The 19,056-nt window shown below is 70.5% G+C and carries 15 protein-coding genes and 1 pseudogene; 4 read left to right on the top strand and 12 right to left on the bottom strand.

All coding sequences use genetic code 11. From position 1 onward, the window contains the following. Positions 1-51 precede the first annotated feature (51 nt). From ACTWP8_RS17850 to ACTWP8_RS17835, 4 genes are all read right to left on the bottom strand, one after another. Positions 52-807, bottom strand: coding sequence for an SDR family oxidoreductase (locus ACTWP8_RS17850; protein ID WP_443323126.1), 756 nt, complete (start codon positions 805-807; stop codon positions 52-54). A 95-nt stretch (positions 808-902) separates the two neighbouring features. Beyond that, positions 903-1,700: an SURF1 family cytochrome oxidase biogenesis protein gene (locus ACTWP8_RS17845; protein WP_443323240.1), complete on the bottom strand. Its 798-nt coding sequence runs from the start codon at positions 1,698-1,700 to the stop codon at positions 903-905. 111 nt (positions 1,701-1,811) lie between these two features. After that, positions 1,812-2,045, bottom strand: a complete 234-nt coding sequence (locus ACTWP8_RS17840; RefSeq protein WP_443323125.1) for a hypothetical protein — start codon at positions 2,043-2,045, stop codon at positions 1,812-1,814. Positions 2,046-2,109: 64 nt separating this feature from the next. Beyond that, on the bottom strand, positions 2,110-3,192 hold the full coding sequence (locus ACTWP8_RS17835; protein ID WP_443323124.1) for a DEDDh family exonuclease: 1,083 nt from the start codon (positions 3,190-3,192) through the stop codon (positions 2,110-2,112). 140 nt (positions 3,193-3,332) lie between these two features. Here ACTWP8_RS17835 and ACTWP8_RS17830 point away from each other — a divergent pair. Continuing rightward, positions 3,333-3,536 (top strand): annotated as a pseudogene (locus ACTWP8_RS17830) (IMP dehydrogenase); the annotation flags it as partial. Here ACTWP8_RS17830 and ACTWP8_RS17825 read toward each other — a convergent pair. The 3 genes from ACTWP8_RS17825 to ACTWP8_RS17815 are packed head-to-tail and all read right to left on the bottom strand — an operon-like array spanning position 3,526 to position 9,932. Continuing rightward, positions 3,526-6,753, bottom strand: coding sequence for an NACHT domain-containing protein (locus ACTWP8_RS17825; RefSeq protein ID WP_443323123.1), 3,228 nt, complete (start codon positions 6,751-6,753; stop codon positions 3,526-3,528). The pseudogene ACTWP8_RS17830 and the gene ACTWP8_RS17825 sit on opposite strands and share 11 nt — an antisense overlap. Before the next feature lie 15 nt (positions 6,754-6,768). Continuing rightward, complete coding sequence (locus tag ACTWP8_RS17820) at positions 6,769-8,331, bottom strand: S8 family peptidase (protein WP_443323122.1); 1,563 nt, start codon at positions 8,329-8,331, stop codon at positions 6,769-6,771. A 59-nt stretch (positions 8,332-8,390) separates the two neighbouring features. After that, on the bottom strand, positions 8,391-9,932 hold the full coding sequence (locus ACTWP8_RS17815; RefSeq protein WP_443323121.1) for a S8 family serine peptidase: 1,542 nt from the start codon (positions 9,930-9,932) through the stop codon (positions 8,391-8,393). A gap of 598 nt (positions 9,933-10,530) precedes the next feature. On the opposite strand from ACTWP8_RS17815, the gene ACTWP8_RS17810 reads away from it, so the two are divergent. From ACTWP8_RS17810 to moaA, 3 genes are all read left to right on the top strand, one after another. Further along, on the top strand, positions 10,531-10,911 hold the full coding sequence (locus ACTWP8_RS17810; protein ID WP_443323120.1) for a DUF485 domain-containing protein: 381 nt from the start codon (positions 10,531-10,533) through the stop codon (positions 10,909-10,911). Further along, positions 10,908-12,530 (top strand): solute symporter family protein, encoded by a 1,623-nt coding sequence (locus ACTWP8_RS17805; protein WP_443313606.1) that lies wholly within the window; start codon positions 10,908-10,910, stop codon positions 12,528-12,530. Before ACTWP8_RS17810 ends, ACTWP8_RS17805 begins: the two co-directional genes overlap by 4 nt. Before the next feature lie 153 nt (positions 12,531-12,683). Next, the gene (moaA, locus tag ACTWP8_RS17800) at positions 12,684-13,673 is read left to right on the top strand and encodes a GTP 3',8-cyclase MoaA (RefSeq protein WP_443323119.1); all 990 of its coding nucleotides are present in this window, start codon (positions 12,684-12,686) and stop codon (positions 13,671-13,673) included. On the opposite strand, the gene ACTWP8_RS17795 is transcribed toward moaA, so the two are convergent. The 5 genes from ACTWP8_RS17795 to ACTWP8_RS17775 form a co-directional block, all read right to left on the bottom strand. Continuing rightward, complete coding sequence (locus ACTWP8_RS17795) at positions 13,656-13,901, bottom strand: hypothetical protein (protein ID WP_443323118.1); 246 nt, start codon at positions 13,899-13,901, stop codon at positions 13,656-13,658. The two genes, moaA and ACTWP8_RS17795, sit on opposite strands and share 18 nt — an antisense overlap. 200 nt (positions 13,902-14,101) lie before the next feature. After that, positions 14,102-14,476 carry a DUF3099 domain-containing protein gene (locus ACTWP8_RS17790; protein ID WP_443323239.1) on the bottom strand — a complete coding sequence of 125 codons (375 nt, stop codon included), beginning with the start codon at positions 14,474-14,476 and terminating at the stop codon, positions 14,102-14,104. A gap of 112 nt (positions 14,477-14,588) precedes the next feature. Beyond that, positions 14,589-16,007: a tyrosine--tRNA ligase gene (tyrS, locus tag ACTWP8_RS17785; protein WP_443323117.1), complete on the bottom strand. Its 1,419-nt coding sequence runs from the start codon at positions 16,005-16,007 to the stop codon at positions 14,589-14,591. Between the two features lie 30 nt (positions 16,008-16,037). Further along, positions 16,038-17,429, bottom strand: a complete 1,392-nt coding sequence (locus ACTWP8_RS17780) for a metallopeptidase TldD-related protein (protein ID WP_443323116.1) — start codon at positions 17,427-17,429, stop codon at positions 16,038-16,040. Then, positions 17,426-18,949 (bottom strand): TldD/PmbA family protein, encoded by a 1,524-nt coding sequence (locus ACTWP8_RS17775; RefSeq protein WP_443323115.1) that lies wholly within the window; start codon positions 18,947-18,949, stop codon positions 17,426-17,428. Before ACTWP8_RS17775 ends, ACTWP8_RS17780 begins: the two co-directional genes overlap by 4 nt. Positions 18,950-19,056: the final 107 nt, after the last annotated feature.

Raw genomic sequence — 19,056 nt, 5'->3', positions numbered from 1 at the left:
GAGGCCCGGGGGCGGCGGCGTGCGCCGGTGGGCGAATGACCGCGGAGGTGGTCAGAAGCCGTGGCGGGCGCCGCCGTCGACCTGGAGCATCACACCCGTGACGTACGACGCCGCCGGCGACAGGAAGAACGCCGCGGCCTTCCCGAACTCCTCCGGCCTCCCATAGCGCCGCAGCGGAATCGCGGCCGAGCTGCGCGCCCGCGCCGCGTCCGGATCGCCGGAAAGCGCGTCCAGCTCGCGTATGCGGTCCGTGTCAATACGCCCCGGAACGAGTCCGATGACCCGGATGCCCCGCGGCCCCAGCTCCACAGAAAGGGACTTGGCGAAGCCCGCGAGCCCCGGCCGCAGGGCGTTGGAGATCGTCAGCCCGGGAATCGGCTCGTAGACGGACCCCGAGAGGACGAAACCGATCACGCCGCCCTCCGGCAGCTCGGCCGCGGCCGTCCGCGCAAGCCGTGCCGCTCCGAGAAAGACGGACTCGAAGGCCGCCTGCCACTGCTCGTCCGTGTTGTCAGCGCCCATCCCGGGCGGCGGCCCGCCGACGCTGATCAGGATGCCGTCGAAGCCGCCGAAGCGGGCGCGCGCCGTCGCGATGAGGCGGTCGGCCGTACTCGGGTCTGCGTTGTTCGCGGCAAGGCCGGCCGCGTTCGGTCCGAGGACCTCAGCCGCAGCCGTGGCGGCCTCCTCGTCGCGGCCGCTGAGCACCACCTTCGCCCCGTCGGCGACGAGTTCGCGCGCCGCGGCGAGGCCGAGCCCGCGCGTGGCCCCGGTGACGACGTACACCCGGTCCTTCAGTTCAAGATCCATGCCCTTATGGTGTCCTATCGGTCCGGGACGGCGCGAGGGCCGTGTTCACAGGGCCGTGTTCACAGGGTCGTGTTCACCGGGCCCGCCCGGGTCGGTCAGACGGGGACGGATGCCGTTTCCTGCGCCGGCTTCCGCTGCGCGGCGAGGCGGTCCTTGCGCTCGCGGCGGACCAGGACGACCCAGCCGACCGGGACGCCGGCCGCGAACAGCCACCACTGGATCGCGTACGCCATGTGCGGGCCGATGCCGCTGTGGTCCGGCGCCGGCACTGTCTCCGGCCGGCCGGCCGGGCCCTTCGGAGAGGTCTTGGTGAGCTGGACGTAGCCGCCGAGGAGCGGCTGCGGGAGCACCCCGGCCCGCTCCCTGCTGTTGATCATCATGACCTGACGCGGCGGCAGGCCCTGCTTGTCCTTGATGCCGCTGTTCGCGGCCGTCTCGTCGGGCATGAGGCGGCCGGTGACCGTGACCTGCCCGCGGGGCGCCGCCGGCACCTTCGGGAACTTCGTGAGATCGCCGCCGGCCGGGATCCAGCCGCGGTTGACCAGGACCGCCCGGCCGTCCTTCATGATCAGCGGGGTGACGAGGTAGTAGCCGATGGTCTGCTCGTCGGCGGCGGTCCGCTGGCGGACCACGACCTCGTGCTCGGTGTCGTACGAGCCGGTGGCGGTGACCGTGCGCCAGGTGTCGGAGCCGGGCACCTCGTGGCCAGGGGAGGTGAGCCTGCCGACCGGGACGGCCGGGGCGTCGAGGCTCCGGGCGACCTGCCCGTTCCGGGCGACGCGGTGCTCGTGGCGGTGCAGCTGCCAGAAGCCCAGCTCGATCATCACGGGGATGAGCGCAAGCGCAACGAGGGTGAGGATCACCCACTGCCGGGACAACAGGAAGCGGTACACCCCACGACCGTACAACTCGGTCGTGGGGTGCATGTCGGGTGGGGGTTCTCCTGCGGCCGGGGTCCGGGGCCGGGGCCGGAAGGGCCGGAGCTGCCGGAGGGCCGGGACTGCTCACACGTGGTCGACGACTCCCACCTTCCCCTCCTCGCGGGCGCAATGGGCGCAGCAGTAAAAGTGGCCCTCGGCCTCCACGCCCTGGCCGATGATCTTCACATTGCAGTGCTCGCAGATCGGGGCCATCCGGTGGATGGCGCAAGCGAAGCAGTCGAAGACGTGCACCGCGCCCTGCGCGTGGACCTCGAAGGCCAGACCATAGTCGTTTCCGCAAACCTCACATCGTGCCATGCGCCACAGGGTGCGGGTGCGGGTCGCCGGAGGGGGAGCGGGCGGCGGGCGCGTCGTCCGCCGTTCACTCGGACGAGGGTGCCGGGGCCACGTCCTGGAGCAGTTGCATGAACGCCGCCTCGTCGACCACAGGGGTGCCGAAGGCGCGGGCTCTGTCGGCCTTGGAGGTGCCCGAGTCAGGGTCGTTGGTCACCAGCAGGCTGGTGAGCCGGGAGACGCTGGTGGCGATGTGCAGCCCCGCGTCGAAGGCGCGGTCCTCCAGCAGCTCGCGGTCGACCGAGGTGTCGCCGGAGAACGCCACCCGCATGCCCTGGACGAGCCGCTTGCCCGGCTCGTACCGCCCCGGGTTGGGGTACGGGCACGCGGGACGCCGGCGGCTCGGACGCCAGCTGCCCGGGCGGTACGAGCGCTGGTGGCCGTGTGCGCGCGGGGCGTCCGACCACTCGGTGAGCGGCTGGCAGCCCAGCAGCGGCAGCCGCATCCCCGCCTCCGCCGCGAGATGGAGGCTCGGCCGGAACGCCTCGGCGAGCACGCGCGCGTCGTCCAGCGCGTGGTGGGCCTGCCGCTGCACGACGCCGTAGTGCGCGGCCAGCGACTCCAGCTTGTGGTTGGGGAGGGGGAGCCGGAGCTCCTTGGCGAGGGCGATGGTGCACAGCCGCTGCCGGACGGGGGCCGTGCGGTCGGCGCGGGCGTACTCACGGGCGATCATCGACCAGTCGAAGACGGCGTTGTGCGCGACGAGCACGCGTCCATCGAGGCGCTCGGCGAGGGCGTCGGCGATCTCGGGGAAGAGCGGTGCGCCGGCGAGCACATCGCTCGTCAGGCCGTGGATCCAGACCGGGCCCGGGTCGCGCAGCGGGTTGACCGGCGAATACCAGTGGTCCTCCACATTGCCCTGCGCGTCGAGCCGGTAGACCGCCGCCGAGACGATCCGGTCGTCGCGCGCGAGGCCCGTCGTCTCGACGTCCACGACGGCGTACCCCCGCGGATACGCCTCCGGCCACGCGTCCGCCGGTACGGACTGCGGCACGGGCACGCGTACGGGCACGGGCGCGCTTTCAGGCACCGGCACCGGCATCGGCCGCGGCACCGGGGGCGCGGACTGCTGCGCGATGGACGGTGCGGTTGCCGTGCGGTCTTCGAGCATGGTCCATGAGAATACGGCCCGCCTCTGACAGAGGCTCTGACGGGCTGCCCGCCGTGCGGGGGAACTGGTATGACGGCGCGTCAGGCCAAACTCGGCCGAGTCATGGTCCGCTCCGCCCCGGACGCGTCGGCGGGTGTCAGGGCGTGATGTTCGGCCGCAACATCGCACTGCGGGGCGGCTTGGCCCCGGTCCGTACGTACATCCCGGAACTGCTGCCGGACATCTTGGACGGGACGATCGACCTGTCGCCCGTCTTCGACCTGACGGTCGACGTGGAGGGCGTCCCGGGCGGCTACAAGGCGATGGACGAGCGGACGGCGCTGAAGGTGCTGGTCAGGAACTGATGCGGCGCGGGGGGCCTGGGGTAACCAGACGCTCGGGCGGGATGAGATCGGCGTTCAGGACCTTGGTCCCGCCGGTGATGGAGATGACTAAGTTGGGCATTTCCGCCAGCGGCGCGAGATCGAGCGGGGCTGTGTCCGGCCCTTCGCACGCGGAGAGCGAGAGGTCCACGAGCAGGGGAAGGTTCTGCAGCGGCGCGAGTCCACGGGGGATCGTGCAGCCCACCAGCCATAGAGTGCCGAGCCGCTGATGAGAGGTGACGTCTTCCAGGTCGAGATCGCGCAGGATGCACAACTGGAGCAGTTCAAGTTGGCTGATGCCCTCGAGCAGGGCCAGTTGGGAGCCCTGTCTTTCACCCGTGAGCGTGAGCCAATTCAGATGCGGCCAGCGCTCGATGCCATGGAGCCGTACATGCTCGGCCATGGTGTAGAGCCCGAGGCCTGTGAGCTGCGGGCCGACCGGAAGAGACTCCAGACTGCTCATCGGAACCTCGAAGTTTAGGTCGAGACGGGTCAGTTTGCTGATCGGGCGCAGGGGATCCAAGCTCAGCCACGGGCACAAGCCTTGGAGATGCAGAGTCTCGATGCTCGTGGCTTCCAACGGGGCGAGGTCAGCAACTTCGGGACATTGCGTCAGCGAGAGACCGCGCAGCACCGGGAACCGCTGGACGAAAGACAGGTCGCTGATTGCCTTGTTCCTGATGATGTGCAAAGACTCGGTGAATTTCCCGAGGTGATCGAACGGTTGCAGGTCACCATATGCGGTTACGCAATTGACTTGGGGGAGTCGGGGTAGGACTTCCAACTGCTCTTGCGAATCCACCGTAAGGAATACATCCCGCAGTGCTGCACGGGACAGCACAGCGTCGAAATAGGCGTGGGTGTCGAAGTGGCTCCACGCCCGGGTGACAGCGACTCGTACTCTCTCGTCGCCGCAGAATCTGGCAATCAGTGCCATGGCGGCGGTTCCACCGATCAGCGCGGCCGTTCGCACAACGGCCCGTGCGGACCACTCGTCCTCGACACTCTCCGGTCCGGGCAGCAGATCGAGGACCAGCTCACCCGCATTCGCCAGCTCCTCCGCCTCCTCGTCGTTCCACGGTGGGATCAGCTCAGCCAGCCGTCCCTCCACCTCCCCCCGGACCTCCGGATCCAGCTGCGGCGCGTGTTCCAAGCACGCCGCCGCCAGCAGGTTCAGGCGGTTTCGGAACCGCTTCACGCGGTCCGCTCGCTTCAGGATTCCGCGCAGCAGCCGTACCCGCTCCGCCGGGCGGGCGTGGCCCACCGCCATGCGGATGACGTCCTCCCACTGGTCGTCGTGGGCCCTGCCCACCAGGAAGCCGAAGTCACGCGCCTCCACCGCCGCCTTCGCCGCCAAGTGGTCCTGGAACGTGCGGTGCACGAAGCCCACCGAGCCCGGGACCGGCTCGCGCAGCAGGCCGCTGCGGATCAGCAGGTGCCGGAAGACCTGTTCCGCGCTGCCCTGCTGCCGTACCTGCGGCATCGCGGTCAGCGACTCGTCGATCATTTCGATGGCCTCGCCGCACTCGGCCTCGACCTGGCCGTTCCTGATCAGCCAGTACGCCAACTGCTGGAGCAGCAGCGTCTGTTCGTCCTTCGTCAGCTCGACGCCCTCGACCCCCGCGATCTCCCGCTCCGTGTCACGCCGTACGAGCAGCATGTCCAGCGCCGCGTCGTACAGCTCCTTGCGGGCGCGCGGCAGATGCATCCGGCGGTCGCGGTTGAGCGCGCACAGCAGGGCGCACATCAGCGGATTGGTCGACAGCCTGCCCAGTTCGCGGCGGGTGCCGACGGCCTGAAGAAGGGACTCCTCGTACGTGTCGAGCGTCTCCCGATCACCGCCAGGCCCGCACTCCTGCCGCGCCGCGTCGTGCCAGTGGGTGATGAAGGAGCGGACGTCCTCGCGCGTCATGGGCAGCAGTGAGCGCGCGCGGAATCCGCACTGCGCCAGCCAGTCCTCCGGGACCGTCGACGGCCGCGTGGTCACCACGTACCGTGCGTCGGGGAATGCCGCGACCATCGTGCGCAGCCAGTCCTCCGTACGCTTCCGCAGTCGCTGCGGCACCTCGTCCACGCCGTCCACGAGCACGAGCGCGCGGCCCGAGGAGAGGAGATCCTCGGCCCACCCCGCCGGGGCCGCTCCTGCGAGCGGGTTGCCCATGGCCGTCAGGAAGTCCTGGGGGAGCGGCAGCGCATCCCGGCCGCCCAGGGCCCGCAGCCGCAGGACGAACGGTACGCACGCATTCCAGTTGGCGAGCTGCGTCCCGAAGCTGCGCCGCGCGGCGTTCGTCGCGAGCCACTGCACGAGCGTGCTCTTGCCCGAGCCCGCCGGGCCGCGGAGCAGTAGCCGTGAGGAGTCCGCGAGGGCCTCTTCGATACGGACCGTCGGGGCCGCGAATTCACGGCGGAACGCCGTTTCGGGGGCCTCATTGTTCACGCCGAGGCTGATGTACGCCGTGTCGAGCGCCCACTCGGCTCCGGCGCCGCTCAGCGTCACTCCGAACAGCTGCAGCCTGCTGTGCGTGGCCACCACGACATCGGCGTAGCGCGACTCGAACCGTGCCGCCTCGCCCGCCGGGCCGGGGCCAAGACGCCGCCGCACCTCCTCCACAGCCTGCTCCGTACGGGCCGTACGGCGCACCAACTCCACCTGGCTCCGGGCCGGGAACGTCGGCAGTGAGGATGCGTACTCCACGACATGAAGGCAGCACAGGTCCAGGAGGCGGTCGAAGAGCGCATTCCCGGCTTCGCCGAGCGCGGCACCGGACCGTACGCCGTCCGCACGGGCCAGCACGTGGTCCCGTAACTCGCGTGGCTCCAGGTCCAGTTCCAGCAACAGGTCCTGATCCAGCGGACCGGCCGCGGAGAAGACGTCGCCGACGGCCGCCACCGCGGCCGACCGCTCGTGCTCAGGCGCCTCCGAGCACGCCTCCCCGCACACCTCGCCCAGGCGGCCGGCCAGGGAGTCGACGAGACGACCTGTCTCCTTCTCACTCAGGCGAGCGGGCCTGCGCCCGATCCCACCCGGGCTCGCGGGCTTCTCCGCCAGCCCGGCCCCCGGCCTTTTCGTCAGCAGCGATTTCGCCAGCGCGCTCACGACCGTGGTGGCCAGCCGTGTCATGACGACATCGAGACCCTGCACCCGTACAACTCCCCCAGCGCGATGGGCGGCACCCCAGAAGCGCAGGGTACCGCCCACCCATCGCTGCCTACGTCACTTCTCGACCGCGTCCAGGGCGTCCGCGATCCCGGCCCCGTAGAAGCCGTTGTCGCCCTCGCTGCCCTCACAGACCGCGTCCGCCGTGCCGTCGCCGTCGATGTCGTACGGGTCCTGGCAGGCGCGGTCGTCGGCCTCGAGTTTCAGGAGGGCCTTGACCACGGCCGGGGAGGCCTTCGGGTGGGTGCTCCTGATGAGCGCGGCGACGCCCGCGACGTGCGGGGACGCCATGGAGGTCCCGGCCATGTAGCCGTAGGTGCCGCCCGGCAGCGGGCCGAGGATCTGGCCGCTGACCGCGGGCGGGGCCGGGGGCTGGTAGCGGGTGCTGTCGCCGCCCGGGGCTGCGATGTCGATAACGCCCAGGCCGTGGTTGGAGAACGAGGACTTCAGCCCCTTGGCGCCGGTTGCGGAGACGGTGACGACGCCCGGCAGCTGGGTCGGTATGTCGAGGCACTCGCTCGGGTCGATCTCGCGCTCGACCGGCGCCGTGTCGTTGGGGCTCACCGGGTCGGTGATGGAGTCGGCGGCCAGGTCGTAGTTCTCGTTGCCCGCCGCGGCGACGTTCACCGCGCCCTTGCGCTCCGCGTACCGCGTGGCCCGCGTGATGGCCTCGAGCAGCGCCTTCTGGTCCGGGTCGTCGGAGCAGTTGAAGTACCACGGGTCGGTGTAATAGCTGTTGTTGGTCACGTCCACGCCGTGCTCCGCGGCCCAGATGAAGCCGCAGACGACCGCCTCGGTGTAGAAGAACCCGGCTTCGGTCGACACCTTGATGCCGGAGACCTTGACGCCCGGGGCGACGCCGGTGACGCCGACGCCGTTCTTCGCGGCCGCGATCTCGCCCGCCACGTGCGTGCCGTGCGGGCTCTCCTGGGCTCCCGGGCGCCAGGCGCCGTCGGCCGTATCCGGCTTGCCCGTCACGCAGTTGACGGATGCGGCGCGGTCGAAGTTGGGCGCGATGTCGGGGTGGGTGTCGTCCACGCCCGTGTCGATGACGGCGACCGTGACCTTCTGGCTGCCCAGGGACTTCTCGTGCGCCTTGTCCGCCTTGATGGCGGGCAGGTCCCACTGGAGCGGCTGCAGCGGGTCCTGGCCCGCCTCGGCCAGCTTGGCGGCTTCCCTGGCCTGCTCGGCGGTCAGCACCTTCGGCGTGCCGGTGTCGGTCGTGCCCTGGGCGGGCAGCGGCGCCGTACGGGTCGCGCCCGCGGACGAGACCCCGCGCACCTTCCGGATCTCCTTGGCGAAGCCGGAGTTGGCGGAGTGGACGACGATCACGCCGATCTGGTCGTAGGCCTGCACCATCGTTCCGCCGGCCTTGGCGATCGCCTTCTTCAGGGACGGGGATGTGCTGGAGCCGGGGCGGACGTTGACGACGTAGCTGAGCTGCTCACCGTCCGCGGTGGCGGCCGGCGCCGCGGCGGCGGTGGTGCCCGGGTCGGTGGCCGAGTCCTCCAGCGGCGCGGCGGACGCGGCTGCGGGGAGGAAGGCGAGCGCGGTGGTCAGGGCCATGCTGACGGGTATCGCGGCTGCGCGGCGCGAGCGTGCTGCGGGGCGCGGCGTCATGGTTTCTCCACTTCGGTCGTGGGAGGTCGTGCCAATGGAGGTGGGAGGTGCGGGGCGCGTCACTTCTCGACCGCGTCGAGCGCGTCGACGATGCCGAAGCCGTAGAAGCTGTTGATGTGCTGCGTGCCCGTGCACTCGGCGTTGACCTTGCCGTCACCGTCCGGGTCGTACGGCTCCGTCGGGCACCCGGGGTTGTCCGCGTGGGCCTTGAGCAGCCACTGGATCTCCTGCGGGCTCGCGTCCGGCCGCTTGCTCTTGACGAGCGCGGCGACGCCCGCGACGTGCGGCCCCGCCATCGAGGTGCCCTGCAGGTACGCGTAGTCGCCCCCGGGCATCGTGGACAGGATCCGGCCGTCCTTGGCCGGGGCCTCGGGCACCTGGTACTTGTCCCCGCCCGGGCCTGCCACGTCGATCTGGTTCAGGCCGTAGTTGGAGTAATACGACTTGAGGGCCTTCGGGCCGGTCGCGGAGACCGTCACGACGCCCGGCAGCTGGGTCGGGATGTCCAGGCACTTCGACGGGTCGACGGTGCGCTCGGCGGGTGTCGTGTCGTTGGGGCTCGAGGTGTCGGTGAGCGACTTGGCCGCCAGGTCGAAGCCGGAGTTGCCCGCGGAGGCGACATGGATCGCGCCCTTACGGCCGGCGAACTTCGCCGCCCTGCTCACCGCCTCGACGATGGCTCCCTGGTCGGGGTCGTCCTTGCAGTTGAACATCCACGGGTCGATGTAATAGCTGTTGTTCGTGACCTCGATGCCCTGGTCGGCCGCGAACATGAAGGCACAGACGACGGCCTCGGCGTAGAAGAGGCTGGTCTCCGCCTCGCTCACCTTGATGGAGGAGACCTTCACGCCCGGCGCGACGCCCGCGACGCCCACGTTGTTGCGGGCCGCCGCGATCTCGCCCGCCACGTGCGTGCCGTGGTAGTCGTCCTCGGTGTACGGCCGCCAGGCCCCCTTGCCGGTGTCCGCGACGCCGCCGACGCAGTTGGCGGACTGCTTGGCCGAGAAGTTCGGCGCGAGGTCCGGGTGGGTGTCGTCGACGCCCGTGTCGATGACCGCGACCGTCACCTTCCGGCTGCCGGGGTTCACCTCCGCCGCCTTGTCGGCCCTGATGGCCGCGATGTCCCACTGCAGGGACTCGAGCGGCTCCTGGCCGGAGGCCCTGGCGGCCGCGAGGGCGGCGGCGGAGCGTGGCTCCCGCACCTTCTCGGGCTTGCCGACCTCGGTGGTGCCGGCCGGCTTGAGCGGCGCGGTGCGGGTGGCACCCGCCGACTGGACGCCCTCGGCGGTGCGCATGGTCTTGGCGAAGTCGGGGTTCGTCGAGTGGGCGACGATCACCCCGATCCGGTCATGGGCGGTGACCACCGTGCCGCCTGCCTTGGCGATGGCCTTCTTCACCTTGCCGACCGTGCCGGCGCCGGTCTCGGTGTTCACCACGTACGAGAGCTCGGGCCCGGCTTCAGCGGCGGTGGGGGCCGGCGCGTCCGCGGTCTGCGGGGCGGCGGCCGTGGCGGAGCCGGGAAGGAAGCCGAGGGAGGCGGTGAGCGCGAGCCCGACCGGCACGGCGAGCGCGCGCGTGCGTCTGGACCGGAGAGGAGCCATGGGTTCTCCACATCATCCGTGAGACCGTCCACGCACGGGTGTGCGCATGGACGGGTACATGACGACGGAAGCTAGCGCCGATGCGGTGATCTGATCAATGGATTCCGGTGAAAAGCCCGGATTCCGCTTGGCCCTGGCCCGTTCGGCTGAAAACGTCACCCATGCGGACGCGTCGAGTCCGCTGCGACTTCAGCGACCTGACGGATCGACAGGCGGGCGCTGCAGCGCCTCGATGCTCAGCGGCGGCAGCGGGACCCGGGGGCCGTACCACCTGCCGAGCTCGCCCGCCCCGATGCGCGGCTCGGTCCGTGTAACCGCGACCGGACCGGGCAGCCGCACCATGCCATAAGGCCGGCGGGCGGGCGCGGGGGACGGGAGGTTCGACGGATCGCTCACACCGGGGTCAACGAACCGGAAAGCGGCGGGTGTCGGTCACGATCGACCGATCCTGTGGAGTTCAACCAACCCCCCTGCCGGATCACGCCACACGGGCCTACGATGCCGAACCCGGTGCGTGACCAAGCTCACCCCAGCAGCAAGCCGCAACGACCAAGCTCCGTCAACCGAGTTCAACCGAGCCGCATCCACGGGAGATCCCTTGTACACCGACTCAAGTCCCGCAGGGGAGGGAACGTCAGGCGCCGAGCCGTACCGCGAAGTGCAGGCGAGCCCCGAGTTCGCGGAACTGCGCCGCACCTACCGCTCCTTCGCCTTCCCCCTCACGGTGGCCTTCATCGTCTGGTACCTGCTGTACGTCCTGCTGTCCAACTACGCGGGCGCCTTCATGGGTACCAAGGTGCTCGGCAACATCAACGTCGCCTTCGTCTTCGGCATCGCCCAGTTCGCCACCACCTTCCTCATCGCGTGGTGGTACTCGCGGCACGCCGCCGCCAAGCTCGACCCGCGCGCCGAAGCCATCAAGTCCCGCCTGGAGGGCGGCGAGGCCACCACGTCCCGCCTGGAGGGTGACGCGTCATGAGCCCGACGATCCAGCTCGCCGCCGAGGGCGCGGGCGAGCACCGCGGCCTCATCATCACGCTCTTCGCGGTCTTCGTCGCCGCGACCCTCGGCATCACGGTGTGGGCCGGGCGCCAGACCAAGGGAGCGGAGGACTTCTACGCGGGTGGGCGCCAGTTCAGCGGCTTCCAGAACGGCCTCGCGATCTCCGGCGACTACATGTCGGCGGCGTCCTTCCTCGGCATCGCGGGCGCCATCGCCATCGCGGGCTACGACGGCTTCCTCTACTCCATCGGCTTCCTCGTCGCCTGGCTGGTGGCCCTTCTGCTGGTCGCCGAACCCTTGCGCAACTCGGGCCGGTTCACCATGGGCGACGTGCTCGCGTACCGCATGCGGCAGCGCCCGGTGCGTACGGCCGCGGGCACCTCCACCATCGTGGTGTCCATCTTCTACCTGCTGGCCCAGATGGCCGGCGCCGGTGCCCTGGTCTCGCTGCTGCTCGGCATCACCAGCGAGACCGGGAAGATCCTCATCGTCGTCCTCGTCGGCGTCGTGATGATCCTCTACGTCTCCATCGGCGGCATGAAGGGGACCACCTGGGTGCAGATGGTCAAGGCGGTGCTGCTGATCGCGGGCACGCTGCTCATCACGTTCCTGGTGATGCTCAAGTTCAACTTCAACATCTCCACCCTTCTCGGGGCGGCGGCCGAGAACAGCGGGAAGGGGGCCGCCTTCCTGGAGCCTGGCCTGAAGTACGGGGTCAGCGCGACCTCGAAGATCGACTTCATCTCGCTCGGCATCGCGCTGGTGCTCGGCACCGCGGGCCTGCCGCACATCCTGATCCGCTTCTACACCGTGCCCACGGCCAAGGCCGCCCGGAAGTCCGTGAACTGGGCGATCGGCATCATCGGCGCCTTCTACCTGATGACCCTCGCACTGGGCTTCGGCGCGGCCGCACTGATCAAGCAGGAGACGATCATCGCGTCCAACCCGGCGGGCAACACGGCGGCTCCGCTGCTCGCCCAGGAGATCGGCGGCGGCGCGGACTCGACCGGCGGCGCGATCCTGCTCGCGGTGATCTCGGCGGTGGCCTTCGCGACGATCCTCGCCGTCGTCGCGGGACTCACCCTCGCCTCCTCGTCCTCCTTCGCGCACGACCTGTACGTGAACGTCATCCGCAAGGGCCAGGCCTCGGACAAGGAGGAGGTCGCGGCGGCGCGCTGGGCGGCCATCGGGATCGGGGCCGTGGCGATCGTCCTCGGCGTCTTCGCACGCGGTCTCAACGTGGCGGGCCTCGTCGCGCTCGCCTTCGCGGTCGCAGCGTCCGCCAACCTGCCGACCATCCTCTACAGCCTGTTCTGGAAGCGGTTCACCACCCAGGGCGCGCTGTGGTCCATCTACGGCGGTCTCGCCTCGTCCGTGCTGCTGGTTCTCTTCTCGCCGGTCGTCTCGGGCAAGGAGACCTCGATGTTCCCGGGCGTGGACTTCCACTGGTTCCCGCTGGAGAACCCGGGCCTGATCTCGATCCCGCTGGGCTTCCTGCTCGGCTGGCTCGGCTCCGTCCTGTCCAAGGAGCAGCCGGACGAGGGCAAGTACGCGGAGCTGGAGGTCCGCTCCCTCACCGGATCGGGAGCCCACTGAGCAGCTCGGTCACCCTCCGTGCGCGGCCGCTCGTAGGGATCTACGACGCGGCCGCGCCGCTGCTTGTGGCATCGGGCCGATGCTGATGTCACAGCCGTCGCGTAGGCTCGAGGAATCGCAAGAACTGCTGCTGCCGGAGCGGGGAGGGGCCCAGTGCTCATTGACACATACGGTCGCGTGGCCACAGACCTGCGCGTATCGCTCACCGACCGGTGCAACCTCCGCTGCACCTACTGCATGCCGGAGGAAGGCCTGCAGTGGCTCGGCAAGAGCGACCTGCTCACGGACGACGAGATCGTCCGGCTGATCCGTATCGCGGCCACCGGCCTCGGTGTCACGGAGGTCCGCTTCACCGGCGGCGAGCCCCTGCTGCGCCCCGGACTGGTCTCCATCGTCGAGCAGTGCGCCGCCCTCGAGCCGCGGCCGAAAATGTCGCTGACCACCAACGGCATTGGCCTCCAGCGCACCGCGCGGGCCCTGAAGGACGCGGGCCTGGACCGGGTCAACGTCTCGCTGGACACCCTCAGGCCCGACGTCTTCCAGGCCCTGACCCGCCGCAAGCGCCACCAGGACGTGCTGGACGGACTCGACGCGGCCCGCGCCGCCGGCCTCACCCCGGTCAAGGTCAACGCGGTGCTGATGCCCGGGCTCAACGACGACGAGGCCCCCGACCTGCTCGCCTGGGCCGTGGAGCACGACTACGAACTGCGTTTCATCGAGCAGATGCCGCTCGACGCCCAGCACGGCTGGAAGCGTGACGGCATGATCACCGCAGGGGACATCCTGGCGAGCCTGCGCACCCGCTTCGACCTCACCCCCGAGGGCGAAGAGGTCCGCGGCTCCGCGCCTGCCGAGCGCTGGCTGGTCGACGGCGGCCCCGCCCGGGTCGGAGTCATCGCTTCCGTCACCCGCCCGTTCTGCCGGGCCTGCGACCGCACCCGGCTCACCGCGGACGGCCAGGTCCGTACGTGCCTGTTCGCCAGGGAGGAGTCGGACCTGCGCGGTCCGCTGCGGTCCGGCGCGGGCGACGAGGAGATCGCGAAGCTGTGGCGGCTCGCGATGTGGGGCAAAAAGGCCGGTTCCGGTCTGGACGACCCGTCCTTCCTGCAGCCCGACCGCCCGATGTCAGCGATCGGCGGCTGACTTCCGCTCCCATTCCTCGAACGGCACGACGTCCTTCAGGAACCCCCGTACGCCGAGGAACTGCGACAGGTGCTCGCGGTGCTCCTCGCAGGCCAGCCAGGTCTTCCGGCGCTCCGGCGAGTGGATCTTCGGGTTGTTCCAGGCCAGCACCCACACCGCGGAGGCACGGCAGCCCTTGGCCGAGCAGATCGGTGATCCGGCGTGCGAGGCGTTCGATTCGGCGTTCACAGGCACCAGTAAACAGGGCCCGGACATGGCGACGCCGGGCAGCCACGGGGGGAGCCGCCCGGCGTCGGTCCGTCGCTCCGACGGGGGATGCGGAGCGCGTACGCAGTATGTCACGGGGGACCCTGGCCAGTGCACTGGATCCACACGATTGATCTGAGCTTTTCTTGAGCTTTGCAGACTACGGTCACACCCGCGCGAAATCAGCTCTGGTCACGCGACCGCTCGTTCTCATCGGCCCCTGTCGTCTCCGGGACGCGCTCGTGCGAGCCGTCCTCCGATCCGGAGCCCAGCATGCGCCCGGTGGGCGTCGCGATGAAGGAGTCGGGGACTGAAGGGGCGTTCTCCCGGCCCGCGTTGGCGATCACCACGGCGATATACGGCAGGATGAAGCCCAGCACAAGGGCGACGATCGCCACATGCCGTTCGACGTTCCACAGCGCCACGGCCAGCAGGAACGACACGGTGCGGACGGTCATCGAGATGACATAGCGCCGCTGCCGGTGCCGCACATCGTCGGCCAGCCCCGCGCGCGCCCCGGTGATCCGGAAGACCTGGGGGCCGCTGTGCTTCCGCATCCGCTCCACCACCTGCGACTCGAGCCGGTCCCGCCCGGTCCCGGACACCTCCACCGTACGCCGCTGGTCAGCCGCGTACGAGACCGGGCCGGGCGGTGCGGCGCCGCTGCCTCTACAGCCCCTTCAGCTCGGCGATCTTCCGCCCCGCCTTGAGGTAGACGCTGCCCGATCCGGCGGCGAGACCGGCGCCGGCGAGGGTCTGGGCCACGGCCTCGGCGAGCGGCCGGGTCGCCGCGGCCTCGTCCAGCACGAACGCCTGCTGGCCGCCGTCCGCCTCGACGACCAGCCTCAGGCCGTTCTGCTTGGCGATCCGGCGGGCGGCCGACGCGCTCGGGGTGAACTCCAGCACCTTCGTCAGCACCGCCGCCACGCTCTCCGCGCCGTGCTGCGCGGCGTCGACCGACGGCAGCGACCCGACCTCCGTGAAGCTCTTCTTCGAGAACTGCGCGACGAAGGCCGCGCGGGCCGCCATCGCGGAGTCCACGTCGTAGAGCGCGGCCACGACCTCGCCCGCGAGGACCTTCTTGAGATCCATGGGGTGCAGCGACCTGTCCTCGATCCGGGCCAGCGCGAGCGTGATCTCCTCGTCGGTCCACTCGGTCCAGGCCTTCAGGTACGGCTCCATCAGCCGGTCCGGCACGGACATGATCTTCCCGAAGACATCGTCGGCTGACGCGGTCAGACCCACGTAATTGCCCTTGGACTTGGACATCTTGGCGCCGGTGCCGTCCGTGCCCTCGATCAGCGGCATGGTGACGACCAGCTGCGGCTGCTGGCCCTTCAGCTCCATCAGCTTGCGGCCCATCTGCAGGTTCAGCAGCTGGTCCGCGCCGCCCAGTTCGACATCGCAGTTCAGCGCGACCGAGTCCAGCGCCTGGGCGATCGGGTAGAGCAGCTCCGACATCGTCAGGCCCGAGCCCTCCGCGAGCCGGTTGCGGAAGTCATCGCGCTGCAGCAGCTGCGAGGCCGGGACCTGGGCGAGCAGGCCCAGCAGCTCGGGGAAGGTGTACGGCGCCAGCCACTCGCTGTTCTGCCGGAAGGACACCTTCTCGAAGTCGAAGAACGGCCGGACCTGCTCGCGGTAGCCCACGAGGTTCCTGGCGATGTCCTCGTCGGTCAGCGGCGGGCGCTCCGCCGTACGGCCCGACGGGTCGCCGATCTTGGCCGTGAAGTCGCCGATGAGCAGGGTGACGTCGTGGCCCATGCGCTGGAAGCGGTTGAGGACGATCATCGGCACCACATGTCCGAGGTGCACATCGGCCCCGGTCGGGTCGATGCCGAGCTTGATGCTCAGGCCCTTGCCCTGCGCCCGGCGCTCCTCGATCCGCTCGGCCAGCTTGGCGACCGCGGGCAGCACCTCGACCGTGCGGGCGGCGATCAGCTCCGCCTGCTCCTTCGCCGGGAGGTCCGACAGGTCGAGATAGCGCCTCGCCTTCGTCTCCGAGAGCAGCTGCTCCACGGTCTTGTCGGAGGAGAGGTCCTGCCCCAGAAGCTCACTGGTGCGCTGTACGGAGTCGCCGAGCCGTGTCATGACCGGCATTCTATTTGGTCATTCATGAGGTCAGACGCCCCGGCTGACGGAGCTCATATTGAAGTCCGGGATACGCAGGGCGGGCATCGCGGCCCGGGTGAACCAGTCGCTCCACTCGCGCGGCAGTGTCCGCTCGGTGCGGCCCGCCTCGGCGGCCCTGGACAGCAGGTCCACTGGTGACTCGTTGAACCGGAAGTTGTTGACCGCGCCGGTGACCTCGCCGTTCTCCACGAGGTAGACGCCGTCCCGGGTCAGCCCGGTGAGCAGCAGCGTCGCCGGGTCGACCTCCCGGATGTACCAGAGGCAGGTCAGCAGCAGCCCGCGCTCCGTACCCGCGACCATCTCCTCGAGCGAGCGCGCCCCGCCCGCCTCCAGGATCAGATTGTCGATGGCGGGCGCCAGGGGCAGGCCGGTGAGCCCCGCGGTGTGCCGCGTGGTGAGCAGCCGGTGCAGCTCGCCCTCGCGCAGCCACTCGGTCGTCCCGAGCGGCAGGCCGTTGTCGAAGACCGACGACCCATCGCCCGAGGAGTGCGCCAGCACGAAGGGCGCCGACTCCAGGCCCGGCTCGCCCGGGTCGCTGCGCAGCGTCAGCGGCAGCTCCGAGAGCTTCTCGCCCACGCGCGTGCCGCCGCCTGGCCTGCTGAAGACCGTACGGCCCTCGGCGGCGTCCCGCGCCGACGACGACCACATCTGGTAGACGAGCAGGTCGGCCACGGCCGTCGGCGGCAGCAACGTCTCGTACCGGCCCGCGGGCAGGTCCACCCGCCGCTCCGCCCAGGCCAGCCGCTGAGCGAGCTCCGCGTCCATGGCCCCCGGGTCGACGTCCTTGAAGTCGCGCGTCGCCTGACCCGCCCACGCCGAGCGCGTACGGTCCGGGGACTTGGCGTTCAGCTCGAGCGTGCCGCTGGGCTGGTCGTGGCGCAGCCGCAGCCCGGTCGAGGTGCCGAGGTAGCTGGAAACGAGCTCGTGGTTGGCGAATCCGTACAGCTCCCTGCCCCCGGCGCGGGCCCGCGCGAAGGCCTCCCCGAGCGCGGGCGCGAAGGCCGAGAAGACCTCGGAGGAGGTCTCGGCGGGCGCGTCCGTGAAGTCGGGCGACGCGGGGACGCCCTCGACGAGCGGCTGGGCATCCTCGGCCGGGCCCGCGTCGCGCGCTGCCGCCTCCGCGGCCCGCACCAGCGGCTCCAGCTCGTCGACGGTGACGGCGGTCCGCGAGACGACACCGGCCGCGGTGCCCTCCGCGCCGTCGACGGTCGCGATGACGGTGAGCGTACGGCCGCGGGTCACGCCGTTCGTCGTCAGCGCATTGCCCGCCCAGCGCAGATTGGCGGTCGACTCCTCGTCGGCGATCACCACGCAGCCGTCGGCCCGGGACAGTTCGAGGGCGCGCTCGACGACCTCATGCGGCTTGGTCACAGCGGTCATCGTCCGGCCTCCTGCGTGGTGTTGAGAATGTTGACGCCGCGGAACAGCGCGGACGGGCAGCCGTGCGAGACGGCCGCGACCTGTCCCGGCTGGGCCTTGCCGCAGTTGAACGCGCCGCCCAGCACGTATGTCTGCGGGCCGCCGACCGCCGCCATCGAGCCCCAGAAGTCGGTGGTCGTGGCCTGGTAGGCGACGTCGCGCAGCTGGCCCGCGAGTCTGCCGTTCTCGATCCGGAAGAAGCGCTGCCCGGTGAACTGGAAGTTGTAGCGCTGCATGTCGATGGACCACGAGCGGTCCCCGACGACGTAGATGCCCCGCTCGACCCCGGCGATCAGCTCCTCGGTGGACGGGCCGCCGGGCGCGGGCTGCAGCGAGACGTTCGCCATCCGCTGTACGGGGACGTGGGCGGGGGAGTCGGCGTACGCGCAGCCGTTGGAGCGGTCGAAGCCGGTGAGGCGGGCGATCCTGCGGTCCAGCTGGTAGCCGACGAGCACCCCGTCCTTGACCAGGTCCCAGGACTGGCCGGCCACGCCCTCGTCGTCATAGCCGACGGTGGCGAGCCCGTGCTCCGCGGTCCTGTCCCCGGTCACGTTCATGATCTCGGAGCCGTACTTGAGCTTGCCCAGCTGGTCGAAGGTGGCGAACGACGTGCCCGCGTACGCCGCCTCGTACCCCAGGGCCCGGTCCAGCTCCGTGGCGTGGCCGATCGACTCGTGGATCGTCAGCCACAGGTTCGACGGGTCGACGACCAGGTCGTACGCGCCCGCCTCGACGCTCGGCGCCCGCATCTTTTCGGCCAGCAGCTCAGGGATCTCCGCCAGCTCCGCGTCCCAGTCCCAGCCGGTGCCCGTCATGTACTCCCAGCCGCGCCCCACCGGCGGGGCGATGGTCCGCATCGAGTCGAACTCACCGCTCTCCGGGTCGACTGCGACCGCCGTGAGCTGGGGGTGCAGCCGTACGCGCTGCTGGGTGGTCGAGGTGCCGGCCGTGTCCGCGTAGAACTTGTTCTCCTGCACGGTCAGCAGCGAGGCGTCCACGTGGTCGACGCCCGCGGCGGCCAGCAGCCGCCTGCTCCACTCCGTCAGCAGCCCGCTCTTCTCGGCGTCCGGCACGTCGAACGGGCTGATCTCGTACGAGGAGACCCACGTCCGGTCCGCGTGCACCGGCTCCTCCGCCAGCTCCACCTTCTCGTCCGACCCCGCGGCCGCGATCACCTGCGCCGACAGCCTCGCCATGGCAACCGCCTGCCCGGCGACCCGCGCCGCCGCGTCCGGCGTCATGTCCACGCCGGAGGCGAAGCCCCATGTGCCGCCGCGCACCACCCGCACCGCATACCCCAGGTCCGTGGTGTCGGAGGAGCCCGCGGGCTTGGCGTCCCGCAGCCGCCATGAGGCGCTGCGCACCCGCTCGAAGCGGAAGTCGGCGTGGTCGGCGCCCAGCGATCGCGCTCGCGCGAGCGCCGCGTCGGCGAGCGCGCGCAGCGGCAACGCCGTGAAGGACTCGTCGATGGAATGGAGCACGGCATCCTCCCGTAGTCGTCGCCCCCGATCATGTCCTGTCGCCGCGGCGACCGCACGGAGATTTCTGTAGGGACCCGACAGTGTGTGTCGGATGCCCCTGTCGGGCC

The organism is Streptomyces sp. 7N604 (assembly GCF_052245475.1).
Classification (GTDB): domain Bacteria; phylum Actinomycetota; class Actinomycetes; order Streptomycetales; family Streptomycetaceae; genus Streptomyces.
This window is presented reverse-complemented; position numbering and strand designations above follow the sequence as displayed.